Annotated in this window: 17 protein-coding genes; 9 read left to right on the top strand and 8 right to left on the bottom strand. The window is 70.2% G+C overall.

The annotated features are described in order from the left end of the window. The first annotated feature begins 46 nt into the window (after positions 1 to 46). From D7W82_RS16990 to D7W82_RS17010, 5 genes are all read left to right on the top strand, one after another. Positions 47 to 1024: a glucodextranase DOMON-like domain-containing protein gene (locus D7W82_RS16990; protein ID WP_120619356.1), complete on the top strand. Its 978-nt coding sequence runs from the start codon at positions 47 to 49 to the stop codon at positions 1022 to 1024. 142 nt (positions 1025 to 1166) lie between these two features. Further along, a complete protein-coding gene (locus D7W82_RS16995) occupies positions 1167 to 3371 on the top strand; it encodes a hypothetical protein (RefSeq protein WP_120619357.1) in 2205 nt (734 codons plus the stop codon). Positions 3372 to 3519: 148 nt separating this feature from the next. Continuing rightward, a complete protein-coding gene (locus D7W82_RS17000; protein ID WP_158617681.1) occupies positions 3520 to 4596 on the top strand; it encodes a glucodextranase DOMON-like domain-containing protein in 1077 nt (358 codons plus the stop codon). Between the two features lie 81 nt (positions 4597 to 4677). After that, complete coding sequence (locus tag D7W82_RS17005; RefSeq protein ID WP_120619373.1) at positions 4678 to 6039, top strand: AHH domain-containing protein; 1362 nt, start codon at positions 4678 to 4680, stop codon at positions 6037 to 6039. Between the two features lie 21 nt (positions 6040 to 6060). Beyond that, complete coding sequence (locus D7W82_RS17010) at positions 6061 to 7305, top strand: imm11 family protein (RefSeq protein ID WP_233587686.1); 1245 nt, start codon at positions 6061 to 6063, stop codon at positions 7303 to 7305. Here the strand turns inward: D7W82_RS17010 and D7W82_RS17015 are convergent. Then, complete coding sequence (locus D7W82_RS17015) at positions 7302 to 8966, bottom strand: alpha-amylase family glycosyl hydrolase (RefSeq protein WP_120619360.1); 1665 nt, start codon at positions 8964 to 8966, stop codon at positions 7302 to 7304. The genes D7W82_RS17010 and D7W82_RS17015 overlap by 4 nt on opposite strands. 90 nt (positions 8967 to 9056) lie before the next feature. On the opposite strand from D7W82_RS17015, the gene D7W82_RS17020 reads away from it, so the two are divergent. Continuing rightward, complete coding sequence (locus D7W82_RS17020) at positions 9057 to 10337, top strand: DUF4032 domain-containing protein (protein WP_120619374.1); 1281 nt, start codon at positions 9057 to 9059, stop codon at positions 10335 to 10337. Between the two features lie 2 nt (positions 10338 to 10339). Here the strand turns inward: D7W82_RS17020 and D7W82_RS17025 are convergent, their stop codons facing one another. Then, positions 10340 to 12172 (bottom strand): metallophosphoesterase, encoded by a 1833-nt coding sequence (locus tag D7W82_RS17025; protein WP_171424611.1) that lies wholly within the window; start codon positions 12170 to 12172, stop codon positions 10340 to 10342. A 166-nt stretch (positions 12173 to 12338) separates the two neighbouring features. Here D7W82_RS17025 and D7W82_RS17030 point away from each other — a divergent pair, with 166 nt between their 5' ends. Continuing rightward, the gene (locus D7W82_RS17030; protein WP_120619376.1) at positions 12339 to 12794 is read left to right on the top strand and encodes a thioesterase family protein; all 456 of its coding nucleotides are present in this window, start codon (positions 12339 to 12341) and stop codon (positions 12792 to 12794) included. Positions 12795 to 12801: 7 nt separating this feature from the next. Here D7W82_RS17030 and pfkB read toward each other — a convergent pair whose 3' ends face one another. Together pfkB and ptsP are read right to left on the bottom strand one after the other, a co-directional pair. After that, on the bottom strand, positions 12802 to 13758 hold the full coding sequence (gene pfkB, locus D7W82_RS17035; protein WP_120619361.1) for a 1-phosphofructokinase: 957 nt from the start codon (positions 13756 to 13758) through the stop codon (positions 12802 to 12804). Continuing rightward, positions 13755 to 16250, bottom strand: a complete 2496-nt coding sequence (gene ptsP / locus D7W82_RS17040; protein ID WP_120619362.1) for a phosphoenolpyruvate--protein phosphotransferase — start codon at positions 16248 to 16250, stop codon at positions 13755 to 13757. Before ptsP ends, pfkB begins: the two co-directional genes overlap by 4 nt. Positions 16251 to 16484: 234 nt before the next feature. On the opposite strand from ptsP, the gene D7W82_RS17045 reads away from it, so the two are divergent. Further along, positions 16485 to 17255 (top strand): bifunctional 2-polyprenyl-6-hydroxyphenol methylase/3-demethylubiquinol 3-O-methyltransferase UbiG, encoded by a 771-nt coding sequence (locus D7W82_RS17045; RefSeq protein WP_120578983.1) that lies wholly within the window; start codon positions 16485 to 16487, stop codon positions 17253 to 17255. Here the strand turns inward: D7W82_RS17045 and D7W82_RS17050 are convergent. Genes D7W82_RS17050 through D7W82_RS17060 form a run of 3 tightly spaced genes read right to left on the bottom strand, consistent with a single transcriptional unit; the run spans position 17236 to position 19794 of the window. Continuing rightward, entirely contained in the window at positions 17236 to 17472 is a 237-nt protein-coding gene (locus tag D7W82_RS17050; RefSeq protein ID WP_120619363.1) for a hypothetical protein, read from the bottom strand. The genes D7W82_RS17045 and D7W82_RS17050 overlap by 20 nt on opposite strands. A gap of 58 nt (positions 17473 to 17530) precedes the next feature. Continuing rightward, positions 17531 to 18664, bottom strand: a complete 1134-nt coding sequence (locus tag D7W82_RS17055; protein ID WP_120619364.1) for a hypothetical protein — start codon at positions 18662 to 18664, stop codon at positions 17531 to 17533. A gap of 5 nt (positions 18665 to 18669) precedes the next feature. After that, complete coding sequence (locus D7W82_RS17060) at positions 18670 to 19794, bottom strand: hypothetical protein (protein ID WP_120619365.1); 1125 nt, start codon at positions 19792 to 19794, stop codon at positions 18670 to 18672. A 219-nt stretch (positions 19795 to 20013) separates the two neighbouring features. Between D7W82_RS17060 and D7W82_RS17065 the strand changes: the two genes are divergently transcribed. After that, positions 20014 to 20388 (top strand): DUF962 domain-containing protein, encoded by a 375-nt coding sequence (locus D7W82_RS17065; protein WP_014393191.1) that lies wholly within the window; start codon positions 20014 to 20016, stop codon positions 20386 to 20388. A gap of 22 nt (positions 20389 to 20410) precedes the next feature. Here D7W82_RS17065 and D7W82_RS17070 read toward each other — a convergent pair whose 3' ends face one another. Further along, the gene (locus tag D7W82_RS17070) at positions 20411 to 21256 is read right to left on the bottom strand and encodes a pirin family protein (protein WP_120619366.1); all 846 of its coding nucleotides are present in this window, start codon (positions 21254 to 21256) and stop codon (positions 20411 to 20413) included. Between the last annotated feature and the right edge of the window lie 4 nt (positions 21257 to 21260).

The raw sequence follows: 21260 nt of genomic DNA on the forward strand, positions 1-21260 counted from the left end.
TTCTTCGCAGTCCTTTCGTCTGTCGTTGCAAGGAGCAAGCACCCCCATGATCAACCCCCGCATCGCAGTCCTCACCCTGGCCGCTTCCCTGTCCGCGGCGCCGGCCCTGGCCGAGAAGGTGTCGTTCAAGGACCCCACCGGCGACGACAAGGGCCCGGGCAAGTACACCTACCCGACGGACCCCGTGTACAAGCCGGGCTCGTTCGACCTGACCGGCTTCAAGCTGGACCAGGGCGGCAACAAGACGGACGTGGAGATCCAGCTGAAGGCGTCGCTGGAGAACCCCTGGAAGATGGCGGACGGCTTCTCCGTGCAGGAGGTCTTCGTCTTCATCGACACGGACCACAAGGCCGGCAGCGGCTTCACCGACAGCCCCCCGGGCCTGAACGTCTCCTTCGCGCCGGAAGACGCGTGGGACAAGGTCATCATCATCTCGCCGCAGGGCTCGTCGCGCGTGCGCGCGGAGGCCAACAACAAGGCCGGCGCGATGAAGGGCGCCGTCGTGGTGCCCACCAAGGTGCGCGCCTCTGGCAACAAGATCACCGCCACGGTCATGAACTCCGACCTGGGCGCCGGTGACCCCTCCACCTGGGGCTACCAGGTCGTGATGCAGTCCAACGAGGGCTTCCCCGCGGACAACGACCTGCTCACCCGCCGCGTCAACGAGTACGAGGGCCAGCACCGCTTCGGCGGCGGCTCCGACTTCAACTGCGATCCGCACGTGATTGACGTGCTCGCGGGGCAGGGCAAGGGCGACAGCTCTGAAGTCAAGGCTCAGTACGACATGCTCGCGTACGAGTGCGCGGGTGACGGTTCCGCCACGAAGAAGGCCACGCTGAAGATGGTCTCCGGCCCGAAGCGCCCGGCGGCGCAGGGTGGCGCGGCGGCGGCGGCTCCGGCGGCTCCGGCCCCGGCTCCCGAGGCGGCGCCCGCGGCTCCGGCCCCGGCTCCGGCGCCCACGCCGGCCGCTCCGGCTGGAACGTCGGTCGCTCCGGCGCCGACGACGGCCACGCCGACGAAGTAGTCGGTGGCGGACTGTTCAAAACAGTCTGTTTCAAGGTTTGATGCAGCACGGGGAGGGCTGCCGCGGAGGTCCCGCGGCGGCCCGGGAGAGGGGATGACCCCCCTCTGGTTCAAGGCTTTCTGAGAAGGGTTTTCCGGACATCATGAAGAATCGCAAGAACGTGGTGCGGGGAGCGTGTGCGCTCACCGTGGCGGTCGGCCTCATTCCTGGGGCGGCCATGGCGCAGGACAGCGGCCCCAAGCTCACCATTGGTGGCACGACCTATACGAAGTACCTCTGGGGCACGCAGCGCGACCAGGGCGCGCTCTACAACTTCACCACGGTGCCCGGTGAAGGCTACGGCGACAACGGCATTGGCACGGAGCTGGAGCTGCTGCTGAACGCGAAGATCTCCCCGCAGGTGGAGGTCAACGGCCGCATCCACAGCCGCTTCAACCAGAACTTCTGGACGAACTTCGGCGGCTTCGGCGGCAGGAACCCGCCGACGCCGCCCTGCTACGCGGGCGACTGCGGCGAGTTCGACCCCCGCTCCAACCAGTACATCAAGCTGCGTGGCATGTCCGTGACGCTGCGTCCGGGCTACCTCATCGACTCGGCGCTCATCGGCGCGACGGACCTGGGCCAGTTCGACCCGTTCGTCATCGGCCGCGTCCGTTACATCGACCGCGACAACGCGGCGGCCATCATGCTGCAGGGCTCCAACTTCGAGCGGCGGCTCACGTGGGATGCGGCGCGCATCTCGCTGCCGCGCTTGTGGGCGGGCCCGAACTTCAGCACGGGCGCCTTCCACGCGCGTGACGCGGCGTACGGCTTCCAGGCGAAGTTCACCCCGAACGAGCTCTTCGACGTGGGCGGCATCTTCCAGTACGCCAACGACCAGGAAGTGAACGTGGAGGACACGAACGTCGACGACGGCCGTGACCTGACCCCGCGCTACCGCAACGGCGTGGGCGGCCTGAAGGCGGGCCTGCACATGGGCTCGTGGCTGGACGTGCGCGGCGCCGCGTACACGTCGTACTCCAACGCGGACCCCGTGCTGTCGCCGGCGAACTTCGGCGGCATCGGCGGCTACAGCGCGGTGCTGGCCGGCCGTCACACGGACCAGACGTACATGCTGAACGCGTCCCTCAACGACCCGCTGGACGTGGGCCTGTCGTTCAACTTCCAGCTGTTCAGCATCGGCGCGGACTACGTGGCGGTGATGGCGAGCCGCCGCGAGGCCGACGTGCTCCTCACGGAAGGCCATGACGGCAGCTTCGCGTTCCCCGGCCCGTCCAACGCGGCCTACGGCATCTACAAGGGCAACCCCACCCGCATCGGCTACGGCGGCTGGACGAGCGAGGCCCAGCAGGTCGCGACCATCAACGTGGACAACGACTTCACGGACTTCGACGAGCCCATGGCGGAGACGGCCATCGGTTGGAAGGGCGTGACGGCGAACCCGGTCTACACGAACGGCGCGCTGGAGCTGGGCGGCGAGTATTCCTTCATCACGTACAACACCAACTGGCAGGCGTACGGCGACGCGTCCAAGTCGCTGAACGATAGCCAGTACCCGGGCACGGAGCTGGACTCCGGCGTGGGCCACAACTTCCGCACGGCCTACCAGCCCTTCCAGGACAAGAAGACGCACCTGGTCGCGCTGCGCGCCAAGTACGTGGTGGACGTGCTGAAGGGCATCGATGTGTTCGGCAAGTTCAAGTACATCCACGAGACGGACAAGCGCATGAATGATCCGCGCTTCCTGCCCTACGCGGCGGGCGCGTGCGCGGGCGGCGGCGTGGCGTGCGACAACTCGCTGGTCAACGAGTACAGCGCCGGCAACAGCACCTCCGGCGTCTACAGCAACCCGAATGTCATCACGAACAGCCAGGGCGACACGGGCTACCAGTTCAAGCCGTTCGACAACCTGGCGGACGACGACCGCCTGCTGGACTACACGACGTTCACGGCCGGCGCGGGCTACCAGTTCACGGACGACCTGTACGTGTCCGCCAGCTACTCGAAGTTCTTCGCGGACCTGCTGGACGGCAACACGGCGTTCCAGGCGTACAACAACCACGAGATGGCGTCCGGCAAGCACAACAAGAACCAGGTGCTGGTGAAGGCGCGCTACATCCTGTCCGGCGTGGAGTTCGGTCTGGAGGGCCAGTACGCGTTCGGCACCTTCCGTCCTGACTTCGGCGATGGCTACGTGGTGCAGTACGCGGACGACACCATCGCGGCCGACCACGGCGTGGCGGTGGGTTCGCGCGGCTTCACCAACCGCAACGGCGGCTGGAACAGCCTGGAGGAGCGCAACTTCGACCACATGCGCGTCAAGGCGTTCATGAAGGCGCAGTTCTAGTCACCGCGCGCTCCGCTTCGGGCGGGGCACGGGGTTGATGAGAGAGGGAGCCCGGGGCGCCTGTGACAGGCACTCCGGGCTCCTTGCGTTTGGGGCACCGCGCGGTACACCTGGGCGGGCCGTCCCTTCGTGCATGAGGTGCCCTTCCATGTTCGTGCGTCCCCGCGTGTCCGCGCTCCTGCTCGCCTCCACCCTGGCCGCGTGTTCCGGCGGCAAGACGCGTGAGGACGCGCTGCTGTTCCGGCTGACGGATCCGGTAGGGGATGACCACGGCGACGGCGAGCTGCTGTATCCGCGCCGGAACGACCTGGGGCGGGGCGACCTGGACGTGGTGTCGGTGGCGGCTTTCGCGGACGGCGAGGCGACGCGGTTCGAGGTGACGTTCGCGCACCCCATTGCGAGGCCGTCTCGCGCGCAGTCGGTGGACCTGGAGGGCGCGACGATCGCGGAGCGGGCCCGGCACGGCTTCTACACGTTCAACGTGGACCTGTACGTGGACCAGGACCGGGTGCCTGGCTCCGGGCGCACGGACACGCTGCCGGGGCGCGGGCTCACGCTGGCGCCGGACTCCGGGTGGGAGAAGGCGGTGGTGCTGACGCCGCGTCCCTATGAGGCGCGTGAGGCCCTGCGCAAGACCTGGCGGCAGGCGGCGCTGGATGCGTACGAGAAGAAGACCGGGGGGATTGGCGGCAAGGTGGAGGCGGAGCTGAACGCGGCCACGGAGCAGGAGCTGGAGGCGCGGGTGTTCTTCCCCACCCTCATCCAGGTGAGCGGGCGCACGGTGGTGTTCCAGGTGCCGGACCGCTTCCTGGGCGGACACGCGAGCGCGGACTGGGGCTACGGCGTGGCGGTGACGGGCGCGACCCTCGAGCGGCGCGTGGCGCTGGGCGGCATGTTCGGTGGGGACACGAACGCGAACCCGAGGCTGATGGCCATGGGCATCGTGCCCGGGGAGCCGCCGTCCGCCGACCGCTTCGGCGGTGGGCGCAAGGGAGACCCATCGCAGTCTCCGGTGGTGGACCTGCTGGTGGCGCAGGGGACGACGCAGGAGGAGGTGCTGGGGCCCACGAAGCCGGCGTGGAGCGCGGTGGTGCCGTCTGGGAAGGCCGTGGCTGCTCCGGAGGCGGGCACGGTGGAGGACGCCGGTGTGCCCGTGGACGTGCCGGATGCGGGGACCGGGGTCGAGGACGCCGGGGTCGTGGGTCCTTCGTCGCCCGCCCCGTGACGGCCGGTCCCCGCGCTGCGCGCGGGAGGTCCTGGTCGCGGTGAGTCCGCGCGGCCGAGGATGGGTGCCTTGGAGGTATCCATGTCCTCGTGCCGGAGCTGGGCGGTCGCGGTGCTGCTGTTGCTGCTGGGCACGGGGTGTTCAGCGGCGCGTGGCGTCCGGCTGAAGACGGGGCAGGGTGCGCCGGTCGTCCATGTGCCTCGGGCGGAGGTCGAGCCCGTGGCGTTGGACGGGGACGCGTTCACGGACGCGGTGCGGACGCTGGCGGAGGATGCGCCGGTGTCCCCGCGTCCTCGTGAGGACGCGTACCGGCTGTTCGCGGGTACGTTCTCCTCGAAGGCCTATGCGCATGTGCGTGGGCGCTTGGGTCTGGTCTCCGTGGAGGAGCCTTCCCGGGTCCGGCTGCTGGTGGAGGAGGACGGCCGGGAGCTGGCGAGCGCTTATGGGCGGTGGTGCCAGCGCAAGCAGACACCGGGGGACTGTCTTCAATTGCTGGAGGCGGGTTCCGCGCTGGATGAGGACGGGCGGCGTTCGCTGGCGTTCGCCATCGCGTTGGACTCGGTGTGGGAGGAGACAGCGGAAGCGCTGGTGGGGATGACGGATCCGCGGGCGGTGCTCACCGCCATCGTCGCGACGGGCACGGTGTATCTGGCGATGTGGTTGATGCCCGAGCCCGTGTCGAAGGGCATCGCGGCGACGATGACGGTATTGCTCATCGCCTACCTGGGCATCGACACGGTGTGGAACCTCATCCAGGGATGGATTGAGTTGTCCGAACAGGCTCGGGTGGCCCGGACGTTCGAGGAGCTTCGCGACGCGGGGGAGGAGTACGGCGAGGTGATGGGGAAGAACGCGGCGCGGGCGTTCGTGATGCTGGCGCTGGCGGCGGTGGGGAGCACGGCGGAGACGTTCGCGGCGAAGGTCGCCACGCTCCCGGGTTCAGGGCAGGCCTCGCTGGTGGCCGCGGAGATGGGGGGCTTCCGCCTGGGCGCGGCGGCGCAGGTGGAGTCCGTGGCCGTGTCCTCCGCGGGCGTCGTCACCCTGGTGTTGCCGCCGAACGCGGTGGCCATGTCCGCGCGGGATGAGAAGAGTCCCGTTGCGAGTGGCGCGGATGCGGGAGGGCATGAGCACCACATTGCTTCCAACAAGTGGTGGAGTGCCACGAACCGTGGCGGCCCGTGGTCACCAAAGTTCCAGAGGCTCTTTGATAAAGCAGGGATGTCGCTCGACGATCCCGCGAACAAGGTCCACGTGCCGGGCCACAGAGGGCCTCATCCCGAGGCGTACCACCAGAAGGTATTTGATGCTCTGGAGAGGGTGACGAAGCGATGCAGGTCCATGCAAGACTGCAGGGCTGCATTGACGAAAGAACTGCGGAGTCTCGCGAAAGTGATCAACCAGAGAGGGACAGACCTGAATCGATGGGTGACCGGCCTTGAGTGATGCGGGAGGTGCATTGTGGCGATGAGATACTTCAACCTCTCCGAGAACGTCGCAGAGGGGTTCTGGTGCCTGGGGCATCCTCTTGATGGTCAAAGGCGAGAACTCGACGACCCCTGGCAGTTCACGGTTGGAGAACCTGCGCACTTCAAGGGCCCGATTCGGCTTCCGCTGGACCTGGAGGGGGAATCCCGTGACTACGCACATGCGGCGTTCGGCACCCCGGTCGTCAATGCGAAGCTGGCGGCTCTTTTCCGCGAGTTGGCCCCGAATGACATCGAGTTGATCCCCGTTGAGATCGACTTCCACGCAGGGCCGTATTTCATCCTCAATGCCCTTCGCACCATTCCGTGCGTCGACACCGAGGCGTCTTCGGATGTGGTGTATTGGACCGAAGAGGATGGGATTCCGGAAAAGGTCGGCACCCTCAGTTTCATCTCCGAGATGCGCATCGACACGTCGAAAGTGGGTGATGCGAAGGTGTTCCGCCCTTCGGAGTGGGATGTCGTCCTCATCGTCTCCGAAGACATCAAGGATGCGATGGAACGCGCGGGTATCACGGGGGCGGTGTTCGAAGCGGTCACGGGACCTCCGACCGTTGACCCTGTTCGGCGCGCTGAGACGAAGAAGCGGGGCGACCTGTGGGACCAGGCACGCATCGCCCGTCATGCGGTGTGGCGCGGGCTCGGTACCATGTCCGACGACTTCTACATTCCCCCCGTCGTGGGCGGCCCATGGCCCGGCAAGCGGCAGTGCTGGGAGGCCATGCTGCGCGCTGACGGCGGCATGCTCATCGTCACCGACGGTCTGTCCGATCCCTACTCCGACATCCTGGACCGACCCACCGCGGGCTTCGGACTGGAGCTCGCCATCGAGACTCCGGAGCCGCTCGGGGAGGTGTGGAAGAGCTGGCCGGTGCACCTGCTTGAACGCGTCGCCTACGAGGTCGCTGAGTTCGAGAAGCTCCGCGTCTCCCTGGCCAACGGCACTCTGTCCATGGAGGTGGACGGCGTGGGCATGCCCGAAACCCTCGTCACTCCCGAGGGCCGTGTGGCCGTGCTCATCGGCATGGAGACGGACTCGCTGCCCTCTCGCTTCACGCTCCCCGGGGGCGAGGTCCGGCTCCTCACCGTGAAGGTGCTGATGCCCGCGGAGCTGAAGTGGCTGCTCCAGCAGGGCAAGGGCGCGGCGGCGGAGCTCATCCGCCGCTTCAAGGCCGCGGGAGAGACTCACCTCTCCCGCTCCTGGCGTCAGCCCGTCGTCAGCTAGCGCAGCCGCCAGATGCCCGTGGATCGCGCGGGGATGCTCGTCTTCCACGCTCCCGTGCCTCCCGAGAGCTGCGTCACGCCAGGGTCCACGAACAACGGCTCCGCAGTGGTGGCCTCCACGTTGAACGGTCCCACCGACTCCTGCGAGGTGGAGAAGTTGTGGACGACCAGCACCTGCTCGTCGTCCAGCGTCCTCACGAACGCGAGCGTGCGTGACACTCCCGTCGTCGCCGTGAACAGCCGCAGTCCTCCGTTTCGCAACGCCTCCGAACCCTGGCGCGCGTGGATGAGCGAGCGGTAGCGCGACAGCAGCGACCCCGGATGGCTCCGCTGCGCCTCCACGTTCGCCGTCTCCCTCCCGCTGGAGAACGCGTACCAGGGCGAGCCCGTCGTGAAGCCTCCGCCCGCCGCCGCCGACCAGGGCATGGGCGTGCGCTTGGACTCGTCGTTGTTGGCGTTGCCGTTCCCCAGGCCCACCTCTTCGCCGTAGTAGAGGAACGGCGCTCCCGGCAGCGTCAGCAGCACCGCCGCCGCCAGCCCCAGCTTCGCCCCGTCATTGGCGAACTGCGTCGCCAGCCGCACGTGGTCGTGGTTGGTGAGGAAGGGCGCGTCCGCCACCCCGGCCGGATAGTTGTTCTTCATCTCCAGCAGCTTCGCCGCCACGCCCCCGCCGTTGCCCGCGTTGATGCCTTCAATCACCCGCGTGGACATGGGGAAGTTGAAGTTGAGCGGCAGCTCGTCCCCGCCCGGCAGCGTCGCCGTGGAGCCGTAGTACTTCGCCACCGAGGGCGTCTCGCTCCAGTTCTCGCCCACCAGCACCGCGTCCGGCTTCACCGAACGCACGTGCGCGGAGAACTCCTTCCAGAACGCGTGCGTCTCCGGCGTGTCCGCCTGCCCCACGCCGCCGCCCGTCTCGATGAGGTAGCGCGCGGCGTCCAGCCGGAAGCCGTCCACGCCGCGCTGGAGCCACAGCGTCGCCAGGCGCTTCATCTCCTCGCGCACCGCGGGCGTCTGCAGGTTCAGGTCCGGCATGCCGCCCCAGAAGACGCCGTAGTACCAGCCGGTGTCCTGCTGATGCCACGTGTTGGTCTGCGAGTAGATGTCCCACGGCTGCGCCCACGCCGGGTTGTTCGCGCGCCACTGGTACCAGTCCCGCTTCGGCGACTGCGCCGACGACGCCGAGTCCACGAACCACGGATGCGAGGAGCTGGTGTGGTTGATGACGAAGTCCAGGATGACGCGCATGCCCCGGCGGTGCGCCTCGTCACACAGCCGCTGCAGGTCCTCCAGCGAGCCGTAGGCCGTCTGGATGCGCTCGTAATCCGTCACGTCGTAGCCGTGGTAGCTGGGCGACGCGAACACCGGCATCAACCACAGCGCGTCCACGCCCAGGTCGTCCGTCGTCGCCGGGTCGCCGTCGTTCAGGTAGTCCAGCCGCGAGATGAGCCCCGGCAGGTCTCCCACGCCGTCGCCGTTGGAGTCCTGGAAGCTGCGGACGAACACCTCGTAGAACACCGCGCCCCGGTACCACGCGTCCCCCGCGGGCGCGGCGAGCGTGATGCTTCCAGGCGCGGACGGAGCCGGCGCGGGCGTTGGCGAAGAACCAGCGCAGGCCGACAGCAGGGCCGCGCTGCAGAGGGAGAGTCCGCGGAGGGGGCGCATGCCTTCTTCCTCTAACAGCGAACGTTCCACGCGGGCCAGCGCACCCCCCGGATGAAGCGTGCTCACCCGGACGGTAGGCTCGTGGCCAACATGTCTCACCCTCCTCGCCGCCTTCACTCCCTGCATATCCGGCAGGGGCACCCGGACTTCCTCGACCTCCCGTGGGAGCTGCCGCTGGAGGCGTGGACGGAGCGTTCACCGCGCGTGGTGGAGGTGCCGCGCGGCCTGTCCCGGCACGTGGTGGTGTTCGTCTCCTACGGCGCCACCATCTACGCCTTCAAGGAGACGCCCGCGCGCGTGGCGCAGCGCGAGTACGACCTCCTGCGCGGCCTGGAGGAACGCCGGCTGCCGTCTGTCGTCCCCGTGGGACTGGCGGTCCAGACGGAGGAGGGACTGGAGGCCTCGCCCGGGGACCGGCCCGGGCTGCTGATCACCCAATACCTCGCGTCGTCGCTGCCGTACCGCGCGCTGTTCATGCACCAGGGCCTGGAGCGCTACCGGTCGCGGCTCCTGGACGCGATGGCGGGCCTGCTGGTGCGGCTGCACCTGGGCGGCTTCTTCTGGGGCGACTGCTCGCTGTCCAACGTGCTCTTCCGCCGCGACGCGGGCGAGCTGCAGGCCTACGCCGTGGACGCGGAGACGTCCGAGCTGCACGAGCAGCTCTCCGCCGGTCAGCGGGAGATGGACCTTCAAATCATGGAGGAGAACGTCGCCGGAGGCCTGGCGGACCTGGCGGCTCGCGTGGAGCTGGCGGAGGAGCTGCCCCAGGAGCTGGAGGCCTGGCAGGAGACGGCGGCGAGCATCCGCCAGCGCTACGAGCGGCTGTGGGCCGAAATCAACCGCGAGCTCATCCTCCAGCCGCACGAGAGCTACCGCATCCACGAGCGGATCCGCACGCTCAACGACCTGGGCTTCTCCGTGGGCGAGGTGGAGCTGCTGGCGAGCGGGCAGGGCAGCCAGCTGCGCATGCGCACCATCGTCACCGACCGCGAGTACCACCGGCATCAGCTGCACTCGCTCACCGGCATCGTCGCGGAGGAGCGCCAGGCGAGCCTGCTGCTCAACGAGATGCAGGAGATGAAGGCCACGCTCACGCGCAAGCTGGACCGCAGCGTGCCCCTGAGCGTGGCCGCGTTCCGCTGGCTGGACGAGCGCTACCACCCCACGCTGTCACGCCTCCAGAAGGACCTGGGCCGCGCGGCGGACACCGCGGAGCTCTACTGCCAGGTGCTGGAGCACAAGTGGTTCCTGTCCGAGCGCGCGAAGCGCGACGTGGGCCTGGACGCCGCCGTGCAGGACTACGTGGCGCTCACCCTCAAGCAGCCCGGCATCGCGCCGCTGCTCGAGGACACCTCGCGGTCCTCCGGGTAGCGTCAGCGGCAGACGCGGATGGGCGGCTCGATGAGGAACGGCTCGGTGGCGTTCGGGTCGTCCGGGTCGAACGCGGGCGACGTGGGCCCCGCGCCGGTGGGCTTCCACTTGCGCGGCACGCGTTCGATGCCCACGGGGTAGATGGTCAGCGCCCCGTCCTTGCCAATGCGCATGCGCAGGAAGTTCTTCCAGTCCGGCAGCGCGAGTGAACCGAAGGCCTCGTTGGAGTGCGCGCCGAAGAAGTTCACGCTCAGCCAGAGGTACAGGCCGGTGATGAACGGGCCCACGAGGAAGCCGCCCACGAACGTGAACGTGCAGGAGAAGAAGAACTTGCCCGCGAGGTGCAGCCAGCCGTCCGCGCAGTGCGCGCCATCCGGTGACAGCACCGGACACACGCCCAGCTGGCTCACCGTGAAGTACGTCGCGCCCCAGGCGACGAAGAACGCCGCCGCGATGTGCGCCACGCCGTGCAGGCTGCCCAGGAGCGCGCGCCATTTCCCCAGCGCCGCGTCCGCCAGCCCCGCGAGTCCTCCCACCGTCACCATGCCGAGGATGAGCGTCCATGGCCGGTTGACCATGCTGTTGGCCACCGCCGTCACCACCTCCGGCAGGCGGGAGAGGCCCAGCGAGCCCACCTCCGCGTAGGCCGCCAGCGCGAGCAGCAGGTACCAGAGGCCGGTGATGAGCCCGAACAGCGGGCTGTAGCGGATGAGGAGCAGGTTCTTGCGCGCGAGCTTCCGCGACGTGGCCTCGTCCGGGAAGCTCTTGCGCAGCGTGGAGCCGTCTCGCAGCACCGGCGCCGCGGGCGCGTGCGTGGGGTGCATGAAGGCGCCGCCTCCGCCCGCGGTGATGCGGTGCTGGCCGGTGTCGTCCTCGTGCCGGCGGTAGTGGTGCAGGTCACCCGCGAGGAACACGGCGATGCGCCGCCCGAGCACCTTCTCCTCCAGGTACTCCAGGTTGTTCTCCAGGTAGCTGCCCTTGTGGCGCCGCGCCGCCGCGGCCAGCACCCACGCGGGCTCCGCGTTGCAGAGGATGACGCGGTCGTCCGGGCCCATCTGCTCCGCGACCTGGCGGAAGTACTCCACCTGGGGCACGTCGATGTCGCTGTTGAGCTGCACGTCCGTACCGATGAGCCACCAGTTCTTCGGCAGCTTCAGCGCGAAGTAGCTGCGGCTCTGCCGCGTGCGGCGCCCGGCCAGCCAGCGCTGCGCGCAGAACAGCCGCATGAAGGCGGACAGGCCGTCGTACCAGTCGTGGTTGCCCGGGATGACGAACAGGTCCGGGTGCGGCGCCTGCGAGCGGCGCATGGCGGCCTCGTAGGGCTGCACCGTGCGCTCCTCGTACGTCTCGCGGCTGGCGCCCGGGTAGACCTCGTCCCCGCCGAACACGAGCACGCGGCCTCGCGGCGTGACGTGCGCGGTCTTGCCATCTTCCTCCGGCAACCGCAGCTCCGGCAGCGCCAGCAGGCGCGCCACCGCGTAGGTGGAGTCCCAGCCGTCACCGATGTCGGAGACGTAGTCGAGCCAGAAGTCGCCGTCCGCGCCGGACTCCTCCGAATAGTCGAAGTAGGGCTGCTGCGGCCGCACCACCGCTTCGATGAGCCGGTGGTCCGCTCGCGCGCCGAACACCGTGGCCACCACCGCGTCCAGGCCCGTGCGCAGCACCTGCCCGGGATGCAGCCAGCGCACCATGTCCGCGTGCTTCTGGGGCCTGGTGGCGGTGGCGGTGCCGCGCTCGCGCACCAGGTGCGGCGGGGGATTGGGGCCCGGCTCTTCCCAGGGCGCGGGCGAGTCGTCGCGGCGGTCCTCTTCGGGCCGCGTGGGCTCACCGGCCATCGCGAGGACCCGGGACGGCGGAGGGATGGGACAGGGCGGCGGGCGGCGCCAGCGTGGACCGGAGAGCCATGGACCCCTGGCTTAGCATGCCTGTGCGGGACTCCTGGAGGGCAGGCAGGCGTGGTTTCCGTTCCCTGGCGGGATGGTCCCTGCGACCCTGGGGCGCATGTCGAACGCCTCCCTGAAGGACTTCCCCGTCGTCGTGCCCTTCCCCGTGCACTGGAGCGAGATGGACGCCTACGGGCACGTCAACAACGCCCGCACGTTCACCTGGTTCGAGTCCGCGCGCATCGCGTACATGGCCCGCATCGGGCTGGTGGGGCCTTCCGCCGCGGGCGCGGACACGACGTCCGCGGACGGGGTGGGGCCCATCCTGGCGAACACGCACGCGGACTACCTCAAGCCGGTGGTGTTCCCGGTGAACCTGGTGGCGGGCGCGCGCGTCACGCGCGTGGGCAATTCCTCCATCACCTTCGAACACGTGGTGGCCGGCGCGGACGACGGGGTTCTCTACACGCGCGGCGGTTCCATCGTCGTGACGCTGCGCTACGCCACGCATGAGAAGGTCCCGGTTCCGCCGGCGGTGCGGGCGGCCATCGAGAAGCTGGAGGGGAGGACATAGATCAGGATCAGCCCGTGCCCAGCGGGTGCATCCGCACCGCGCGGAGCAGCTCCGCCACGCGCTCGGGGGCGGGTAGCACCGGGCCCACCTTCGCGAGCTTCGCCGCCGCGAAGGCCGTGCTCCTCCGGGCGCAGGTCTCCAGGTCGTGGCCGTCCAGCCTCGACGCCAGGACGCCCGCGACCAGCGCGTCGCCCGCGCCCACGGTGCTCGCCACCTCCACGGGGGGCGGCAGGGCCCTCCAGGCGCCGTCGTCCGACACGAAGAGTGCGCCGTCCGCTCCCAGCGACACCACCACCAGCCCGATGCCTGTCGCGTGCAGCTCGCGTGCGGCCCATGCGATGTCGCCCGCGTTCCTCAGGGGGCGTTCGACCAGCTCTTCCAGCTCGTGCGTGTTCGGCTTCACGAAGTCGGGCCTCGCGGCCACCGCGTGACGCAGCGGTGCTCCGCTCGTGTCCACCGCCACCAGCGCGCCCCTGGCTCGCAAGCGCTCCGTCAGCGTGGCGTAGATGGACGCGGGCACCCCCACCGGGACGCTGCCGGACAGCACGAAGCAGCCGTTCTCCTCCGCGAGCGCATCCAACGTCGCCATCAGCGCGCCCAACGCTTCCTCCGGCACTCGCAGGCCCGGCAGGTTCAGGTCCGTCACCGCGCCGCTCGTGCGGTCCACGACCTTGATGTTCACGCGGCTGGAGCCCGGCAGCCGGAGGCAGCGGTCCTGGATGCCTCGCTCGCGGAACAGCGTCTCGAACAGCGGCACCGTGTCCTCGCCCAGGAAGCCCGTGGCCGTCACGGGCCTTGGGCCTTGCGCGAGGAACGCCGCCACGTTGATGCCCTTGCCTCCCGGCGTGCGCGTCTCCGCCACCACGCGGTTCACCGCGCCCGCCGTGAACCCCGGACACTCCAGCGTCTGGTCGATGGCCGCGTTCAACGTGACCGTCACCACGCCCGGCTTCGTCGGTCTCACGCCTTCGCTCTCTTTCGGGCCAGCAGGCCTCGCACCAGGCCGCGCACCTCGGCGGCGTTGCCGCACTCCAGCGCGGCCAGGGCCACGTCTTCCGCGTCCGCCATGGAGATGCTCCTCAGCAACGCCTTCACCGCCGGGATGCTGGGGATGGCCACGCTCAACTCCGTGACGCCCAGTCCGGACAGCACCACCGCGCCGGACGGGTCACCCGCGATGCCGCCGCACGCGCCCACCCAGATGCCCGCCTTCCTCGCCGCCTTCACCGTGAGGTCCACCATGCGCAGCACCGCCGGATGCAGGCCGTCCGCCTGGGACGCGAGCACCGGATGCTGCCGGTCCATGGCCAGCAGGTACTGCGTCAGGTCATTGGTCCCGATGGAGAAGAACGACACGCTCCGCGCCAGCTGCTCCGCCATCATCACCGCCGAGGGCACCTCCACCATGATGCCCGTCTCCACCGGATCCGCGCCCACCTCGCGGCGGACGGACTCGGTGATGGCTTGCGCCTTCGCCAGCTCCTCGGGCATCGCCACCATCGGATACATGATGCGGACCGGGCCCTCCATCGACGCGCGCAGGATGGCGCGCAGCTGCGTGCGGAACAGGTCCTCCCGTTCGAAGCACAGCCGGATGCCGCGCACGCCCAGGAACGGGTTCGCCTCCGCCGGCAGCGACAAGTAGGGCACGTGCTTGTCCCCGCCGATGTCCAGCGTGCGCAGGATGAGCGGCTGGCCGTTCAGCGCGCGCACCATGGTGAGGTACGCGTGGAGTTGCTCCTCCTCGCCGGGGGGTTCGTCGCGTTCGAGGAAGAGGAACTCGGTGCGCATCAGGCCCACGCCCTCGCCGCCCGCGTCCACGGCCTTGCCTGCCTCCGTGGCCGCGCTGATGTTCGCGGCCACCTCCACGCGCCGGCCGTCGAGCGTGATGGCGGGCCGGTGGCGCTCCCGCTGCTCCTCCTTGCGCCGCAGGCGGATCCGCTCGCGCTGGTGCGCGGCCCTGGCCCGGTCCCGCTGTGAGGGCTGCACGACGAGCACGCCCGCGTCGCCGTCCAGGATGCAGTGCTGCCCATCGCGCAGGTCCAGCACCGACGGCCCCAGCGCCACCACCGCCGGCAGGTCGAGAGAGCGCGCGATGATGGCCGTGTGCGACGTGGTGCCTCCGCCCGCCGTGCACAGGCCCAGCACCATGGCGGGGTCCAGCTTCGCGGTGTCCGACGGCGCCAGGTCCTCCGCCAGCAGCACCACCGGATGATTCGGGAAGGTGGGCTCGCCCTCCAGCACCCGGGCCAGGGGCCGCAGCACGCGCCGGCCCACGTCCCGCAGGTCGGCGGCCCGCGAGGCCAGCACCGGTTCGTCCATCGCGGCCAGCGCCTGCGCGCGGCTCTCGAAGACCCGGTGCCAGGACGCGCCCGCGCTCAGGCCGGTGTCGATGAGGCCGTGCGACTCCGTCAGCAGCTCCGGGTCGTCGAGCAGCTCCAGGTGCGCCTTGAAGATGGCGGCCCGTTGCGCTCCGGCCTTCTGGAGGAAGCCTTCGTGTAGCTGGCGCAGCTCCGCCGCCGCTCCGGCCAGGGCCGACTCCAGCAGCTGATGCTCCCGCGCGGCGTCGGCGGCCCACTCCTCCACCTCCAGCCGTTCGCGCTGGAAGGTCCACACGGGCCCGGCCGCGATGCCCGGCGACGCGGACAGGCCCGCGACCAGCGTCCCCTCGTAGTCGAGCACGGCGGCGGGCATGGGCTCCGGTGCCAGCTTGCGAACGGCGAGAGGCTCCTCACCCAGGCCGACGACGAAGGCCTCCTGCAACGCGAGGAGCGCCGCCGCCGCGTCGTCCCCCGCCGCGGTGAGCGTCAGCGTGGAGCCGCCCCGGGCGCCCAGGCGCAGCAGCGACAGGAGGCTGCGGGCGTTCGCCTGCCGCCCCTCGTGGTGGACGGTGACGTCCGCGCGGAAGCGGCGCACCACCTCCACCACCGTGGTGGCGGGACGCGCGTGCAGGCCGTGCGGGGAAGGGGACAGGACCTGGAGCGAGAGGCCTTCGAACACGGGAGCGTCCTGCTCTTCCGGCAGGGCGCTGGAGCCCTGGAGCGCCTGGATGATGGCGGCCGTGTCCAGGGTGGAGGCCAGGGCCACGGCCCGGGCCTCGTCGTCCAGCACGCCGGTGAGGTTGGCGAGCACCTGGAGGTGTTCGTCGGACCTGGCCGCGATGCCCACCACGAGGTGCGCATGGCCGTCCTCGCTCCAGACGACCCCGGCGGGGAACTGCACCACGACGACGCCCGTCTGGAGCACGAGGTGGCGCGCCTCCGGCAGGCCGTGCGGGATGGCAATGCCGTGGCCGAGGAACGTGGCGGACACCTGCTCGCGCTTGAGCATGCTGTCGACGTAGTCGGGCGAGATGAAGCCCGACTCCACCATCACCTGTCCGACCAGGCGGATGGCCTCCGCCTTGTTCGTGGCGGACCATCCCAGGCGGACCTGTGACGGCGTCAGCGACAGCATCGGTGGTGCTCCTTGCTTCAGGTGCGCGCGAGCTTCACGCGGGGAACGACGGTGCATCCTGCCCGGTGTCGTCCGCACACGCCCGCGCGGGCCTCCCGAGCCCCGTCTTCCGGGTAACAACCCACGGAGGAGAAGACCTCCCGGCCCTCCACGTGGCTCCGGCATGACGGACAGGCGACGTCCGGCGTCCGCGCGCGTGACGGCTCGCATGGGGGTGTTAAAGGGAAGGCCGTCATGTCTGACAGCGTCCTGGACTTCTACGAAGGGCTGGCCGAGGAGTACCACCTGCTCTTCGCGGACTGGGAGCAGTCGGTGGACCGGCAGGGCGCGGTGCTGGACGCGCTCCTGCGCCGCTCGGGGGCGCCGCCGCCGCGCCGGGTGCTGGACTGCGCGTGCGGCATCGGCACGCAGGCGCTGGGGCTGGCGGCGCGGGGGTATTCCGTGCACGCCACGGACCTGAGTCCTTCGGCCGTGGCGCGCGCGGAGCGGGAGGCCCGCGCCATGCACGTGAGCATCACCACCGGCGTGGCGGACATGCGGATGCTGGACTGGCAGGTGCCGGGCACCTTCCACGTGGTGATGTCCTGCGACAACGCGATGGCGCACCTCTTGGAGGACTCGGACCTGGACGACGCCGCGACCGCGATGGCGTCGCGTCTGGTGCCCGGGGGCCTGCTGGTGGCGAGCCTGCGCGACCACTCGGCGCTCCTGGAGAAGCGGCCGCGCTTCACGGCGGAGCGCGTGCTGGACACGCCCTTGGGGCGCCGCGTGCTGTTCCAGGTCTGGGATTGGGCGGTGGATGAGAGGCAGTACACGGTGCGCCAGTTCATCCTGCGCCAGGAGTCCGGCATCTGGCACACCACCGAGCACACCGGCGTCTACCGCCTGCTGCAACCGGTGGAGCTGGAGCAGGCGCTCACCCGGGCGGGGCTGGTGGATCCGCGCTGGTACACGCCGGAGGAGACGGGCTTCAACCAGCCGCTCATCACCGCGCGGAAGCCCTGATCATTGCCGGGAGGAGCGGGGCCGCGTGACGGCGCACGGTGTCCGCGGCCTTCCACCAGACGCGGGCCTTGTGCGCCCCGGCTTGCAGCGTCTCCCTCAGGTGCAACGAGGGCATCAACGCGAGCAGGAGGTGCAGGGCCAACAGCCAGCCCAGCCCTTCCCGGACGAACGGCGGGAGCGGCTTCGACTCCTGGGACGGAGCTGACGAGCTGTCCATGGCACTCCTCATGACGACAGTTGTAGTCAGAATCGATATGCCATGGCTACAGTTGTAGTCAAGAGGCCTTGTCGCGGGGCAGGGCCCAGACGTCTTCCGCGGGCCGGTAGTCGCGGGCGTCCTTGCCGGCGGTGCCGTGGGCCTTGGTGTCGAGCAGGCCCGCGTGCCAGAGGTTCTGTTTGAGTTTGAAGACGGTGGACGGGTTGATGTCCGGTCCGCGCAGCCCGGGCTTCAGTGTTCCGGAGGGGTCCGCGAGGAAGAGGGCTGCCGCCAGCGCCGGGTCGTCGTGGCCCGCGGCCACGGCCAGCTCCGGCAGCGTGAGGCTCCGGCCGTGGTCCGTGAGCGTCCGGTGGATGAGGCGCACCGCGGGCTGACGGATGAGGACGAAGCGCGCCACGGCGGCGAAGGCCGCGTGCACGTCCAGCAGGCGCTTGCGCTTGTCGTAGCGGGTGTCGGGGTCGAACTGGAGCGCGGCCAGGAGGTCCGCCACGGTGCGGCCTTCGAGCGTGGGTTGCCAGTCCAGGTCCAGCAGCCCGAGCGTGTTGGCGCCCGTCGCCGCGTGGCGCCGCGAGCTGTCGCTCCCCAGGTCCTTCCAGTGCGCGGCGAGCGACTTCAGCAGCTCCCCGGCAGGAGCACCCCGGTCCGCGAGGAACGCGGCGGCGAGATAGTTGAGCGGATGGTTGAGCTGGAGGCTGCGCGCGGCGGGGACGCCTTCGAGCAGCGATGAGGCCTGGCTGACGGCCCGGGGCAGCGGAGAGGGATCCGCGGGTGGAATCACCTCCACCCAGCGCTTCGCGTCCCGGGCGAGGATGCCGACCCCGATGCTGCGCGCCTGGTTCAGGGTGGGGGCGCGGAGGTCGGCGGCGGAGGCCGGCAGCGCGAGGTACGCGTGATGGACGCCCGCGCGGTAGCTGTGCGCCTGGCCCAGGCCCTGGACCCAATCCCTTTCAGAGGCCTTCACCTCGATGCCCGTGACGAGGACGCCTTCGGGCCGCGCCACGCTGCACAGGATGTCCGGCCGGGTGCCCTCCAGCGTGAGCCGCGTCATCGGCTCCAGGTCCCGGGCGAACGGGCTGCGGACATACGAGGGATGCGCATCCACCAGCAGGTGCAGGACGCGCGATTCGCGCAGCCCATGCGTGAGCAGGTGGTGCTTCAGCTCGCGGACGACCCTGGCTTCGGCGTGGGGCATGCGGCTCAGGTGCGCTTCGCGTCCGCGGGCGCGTTGGGGTGGCGCGCGAGCATCATGCGCAGCTGGGGCTGACGGCGGACCAGCTCCTGCTTGAGCAGGTGCGCGATGAGCGCGGGCGGCGCGGCGCTCCAGCGCGCGATGTTCTGCACCAGCATGGGCGAGCGGTACGTGCGCCCGCACAAGAGCGACGTCGTCTTGCCGTCCACCGGCATGCCCACGAGCGCGCCCAGGGCGCGGCCTTCCGTGTTGAGGATGAGCTCCGCCTTCTCCTCGGAGGGGCCGGTGGAGAAGCGCTGGCGGAGCAGCTCTCGCGCGGTGCGGCGGGTCTGCTCCGGCACGTCGCGGTCCACCGTGAGCTTGTGGTGCTCCATCAGCCGGCGCATCGCCCACAGGCGGCGGAAGAGGGCGGCCGGCAGCTGCGGGTTGCGCACGAGGAAGCGGCGCACGCCTGTGTCCGCGGCGAAGGCGGCTCGGGCCACCAGCGCCTCCAGGCCCACGGGGTTGCGGTGGTGCCTCGCGATGAGGCGCGCGTGCGCGAGGCCCACTCGCGAGTTCTCCAGCACGGCCTTGATGACGGCGGGCAGCGGGTCGAAGCACAGCGCGGACAGCTCCGGGTCCTCCGCCCCGTGCGCGAGCGCCACCCGCTGGTCCTCCGGCAGCGCGTGCAGCCGCGTCTCGAAGAGCTTGCGGTAGTCGCCCTGGAGCACCTCGGGCACGTCGTCCACGGGACCTGCTTCGTCGTCCGCGCCGTCTTGCGCTTCCGCTTCCGGCAGCGGTTCCGTATCGCTCGCGTCGAGCGACGGGGCGGGATGCGCACCCGCGTGCGCTGCGCTCGCGGAGGCGTGCGGCTTCGTCGTGGCGGCAGCGCTCACATTTGACGGGGCCGGAGCTTCCGGTGGCCGCACCGTGTTCGCGGGACTCGCGGCCTCCGTGCCCGGGAGCAGTGCTCCCTGGGACACCAGCCTCGTGAGGATGTCCCGCAGCTTGTCTGGCGGGAGCCCCGTCAGCGCGGGCAGGTCCTTCTCGCGCGTGTGGCCGTCCAGCCGCGACAGCACGAAGCCCTCCTCCGCGTTCAGCGGGAGCCGCCGCAGGTCCACCGCCGGGTTCAGCTTGGGCGTCCAGTCACTCATGCGCGCCCCGAGTCTTTCACGACACGCGCGGTTCGCGCCTCTCTCCGTCTGGACCGTCCGCACCGGATTGTTCCCGGTCCGTCCGAAAACGACGGGCCGCGTCGGGGACCGCCTGGCTGCCCTCCTGCCCACGGTCCGGAGCCGACCGGTGTCGCAGCCGGCACGAAGAGGGCCCGCATGGGTTGACGAGAGGCGGGCAGCTGGACACAACTTCACTTCATGTCCGACCGCATCCAGACCTATGGCGAGTTCTGGCCGTTCTACCTGCGCGAGCACTCGCAGGCGTCGACGCGCTGGCTGCACTTCGCCGGCACCAGCCTGGGCGTGGGCCTGGGCATCACCGCCGCCGTCACCGGACGCGGCGCGCTGATTCCCGCCGCCCTGGTGTGCGCCTACGGCTTCGCGTGGGCCAGCCACTTCAAGATCGAGCACAACCGCCCCGCGACCTTCAAGTACCCGCTCTGGTCGCTCATCTCCGACTTCCGCATGGCCGGGCTGATGCTGATGGGCCAGCTGGGCCCGCACCTGGAGCGCGCGAACTCCGGCGCGACGGCCGCCGCCACCCTGGCGCCGGCCCCCGTCGAGAGCCGCTGACGCTCGCGGCTCCTTGGGTCTGCTACCTCGGCGGTGGCGGACCGAAGCGGCCCGCGCGGTACCCCGCGAAGGACCTCAGGATGTCGTCCTGGGTGTCCCCGATGAACGGCCCGTGGCTCACCAGCGGCTCGCGCTGCGGCTGACCCGCGTACAGCAGCACCCGCGCCCGCGTCGTCCCGGTGACGCGGACCGAGCTGTCGCCTCCCGACACCGGCCGGTCCAGCCAGCCCACCTGCCCGGGCTTCAGCGCCCGGCGGTCCGGCCCCACCGCGACCTCTCCCTCCAGCACGTAGAAGAAGCCGTTGTACGAAGCGGGCAGGTCCTGCGCGATGGACGCGCCCGGCTCCAACTGGAGCTCCGCCAGCGTGACGGGCACGTAGTTCTTCGTCGCCGACCGCACCGTCCCCGACGTGCCGCTGTACAGGCGCACCTCCACGCCCGGCTCGCGCCGCACCGGCAGCTGCGCGTACGGCAGGTCCTGGTAGCCCGCGGGCACCCAGCGCTGGGCTTTCGGCAACGTGAGCCAGAGCTGGAGGATGCGCGCCTGGCCCAGGTCGCCCTCCAGGCCCTCGCCGTGGATGACGCCGCTGCCGGCCGTCATCCACTGCACGTCGCCTTCACCCAGGCTGCCGCTGTCGTGGGTCATCCCGCCCTTCACCACGAGGGTCACCGTCTCGAAGCCCGCGTGCGGATGAGGCCCGCCAATGGGCTTGCCGTCGATGCGGTCATCCATCAGCAGGATGAACGGATCCGACCGCGCGTAGTCCTCCGGTGAGATGACCGGCACCACCGTGTGCGCGGGCCCGAACTGCCCCTGCGTGGGCTCCGGCAGGTCGATGATCCGCTCCAGCCTTCGCTGCGTGCTCATGACG

This window comes from Corallococcus sp. CA049B, assembly GCF_003611685.1.
GTDB lineage: Bacteria > Myxococcota > Myxococcia > Myxococcales > Myxococcaceae > Corallococcus > Corallococcus coralloides.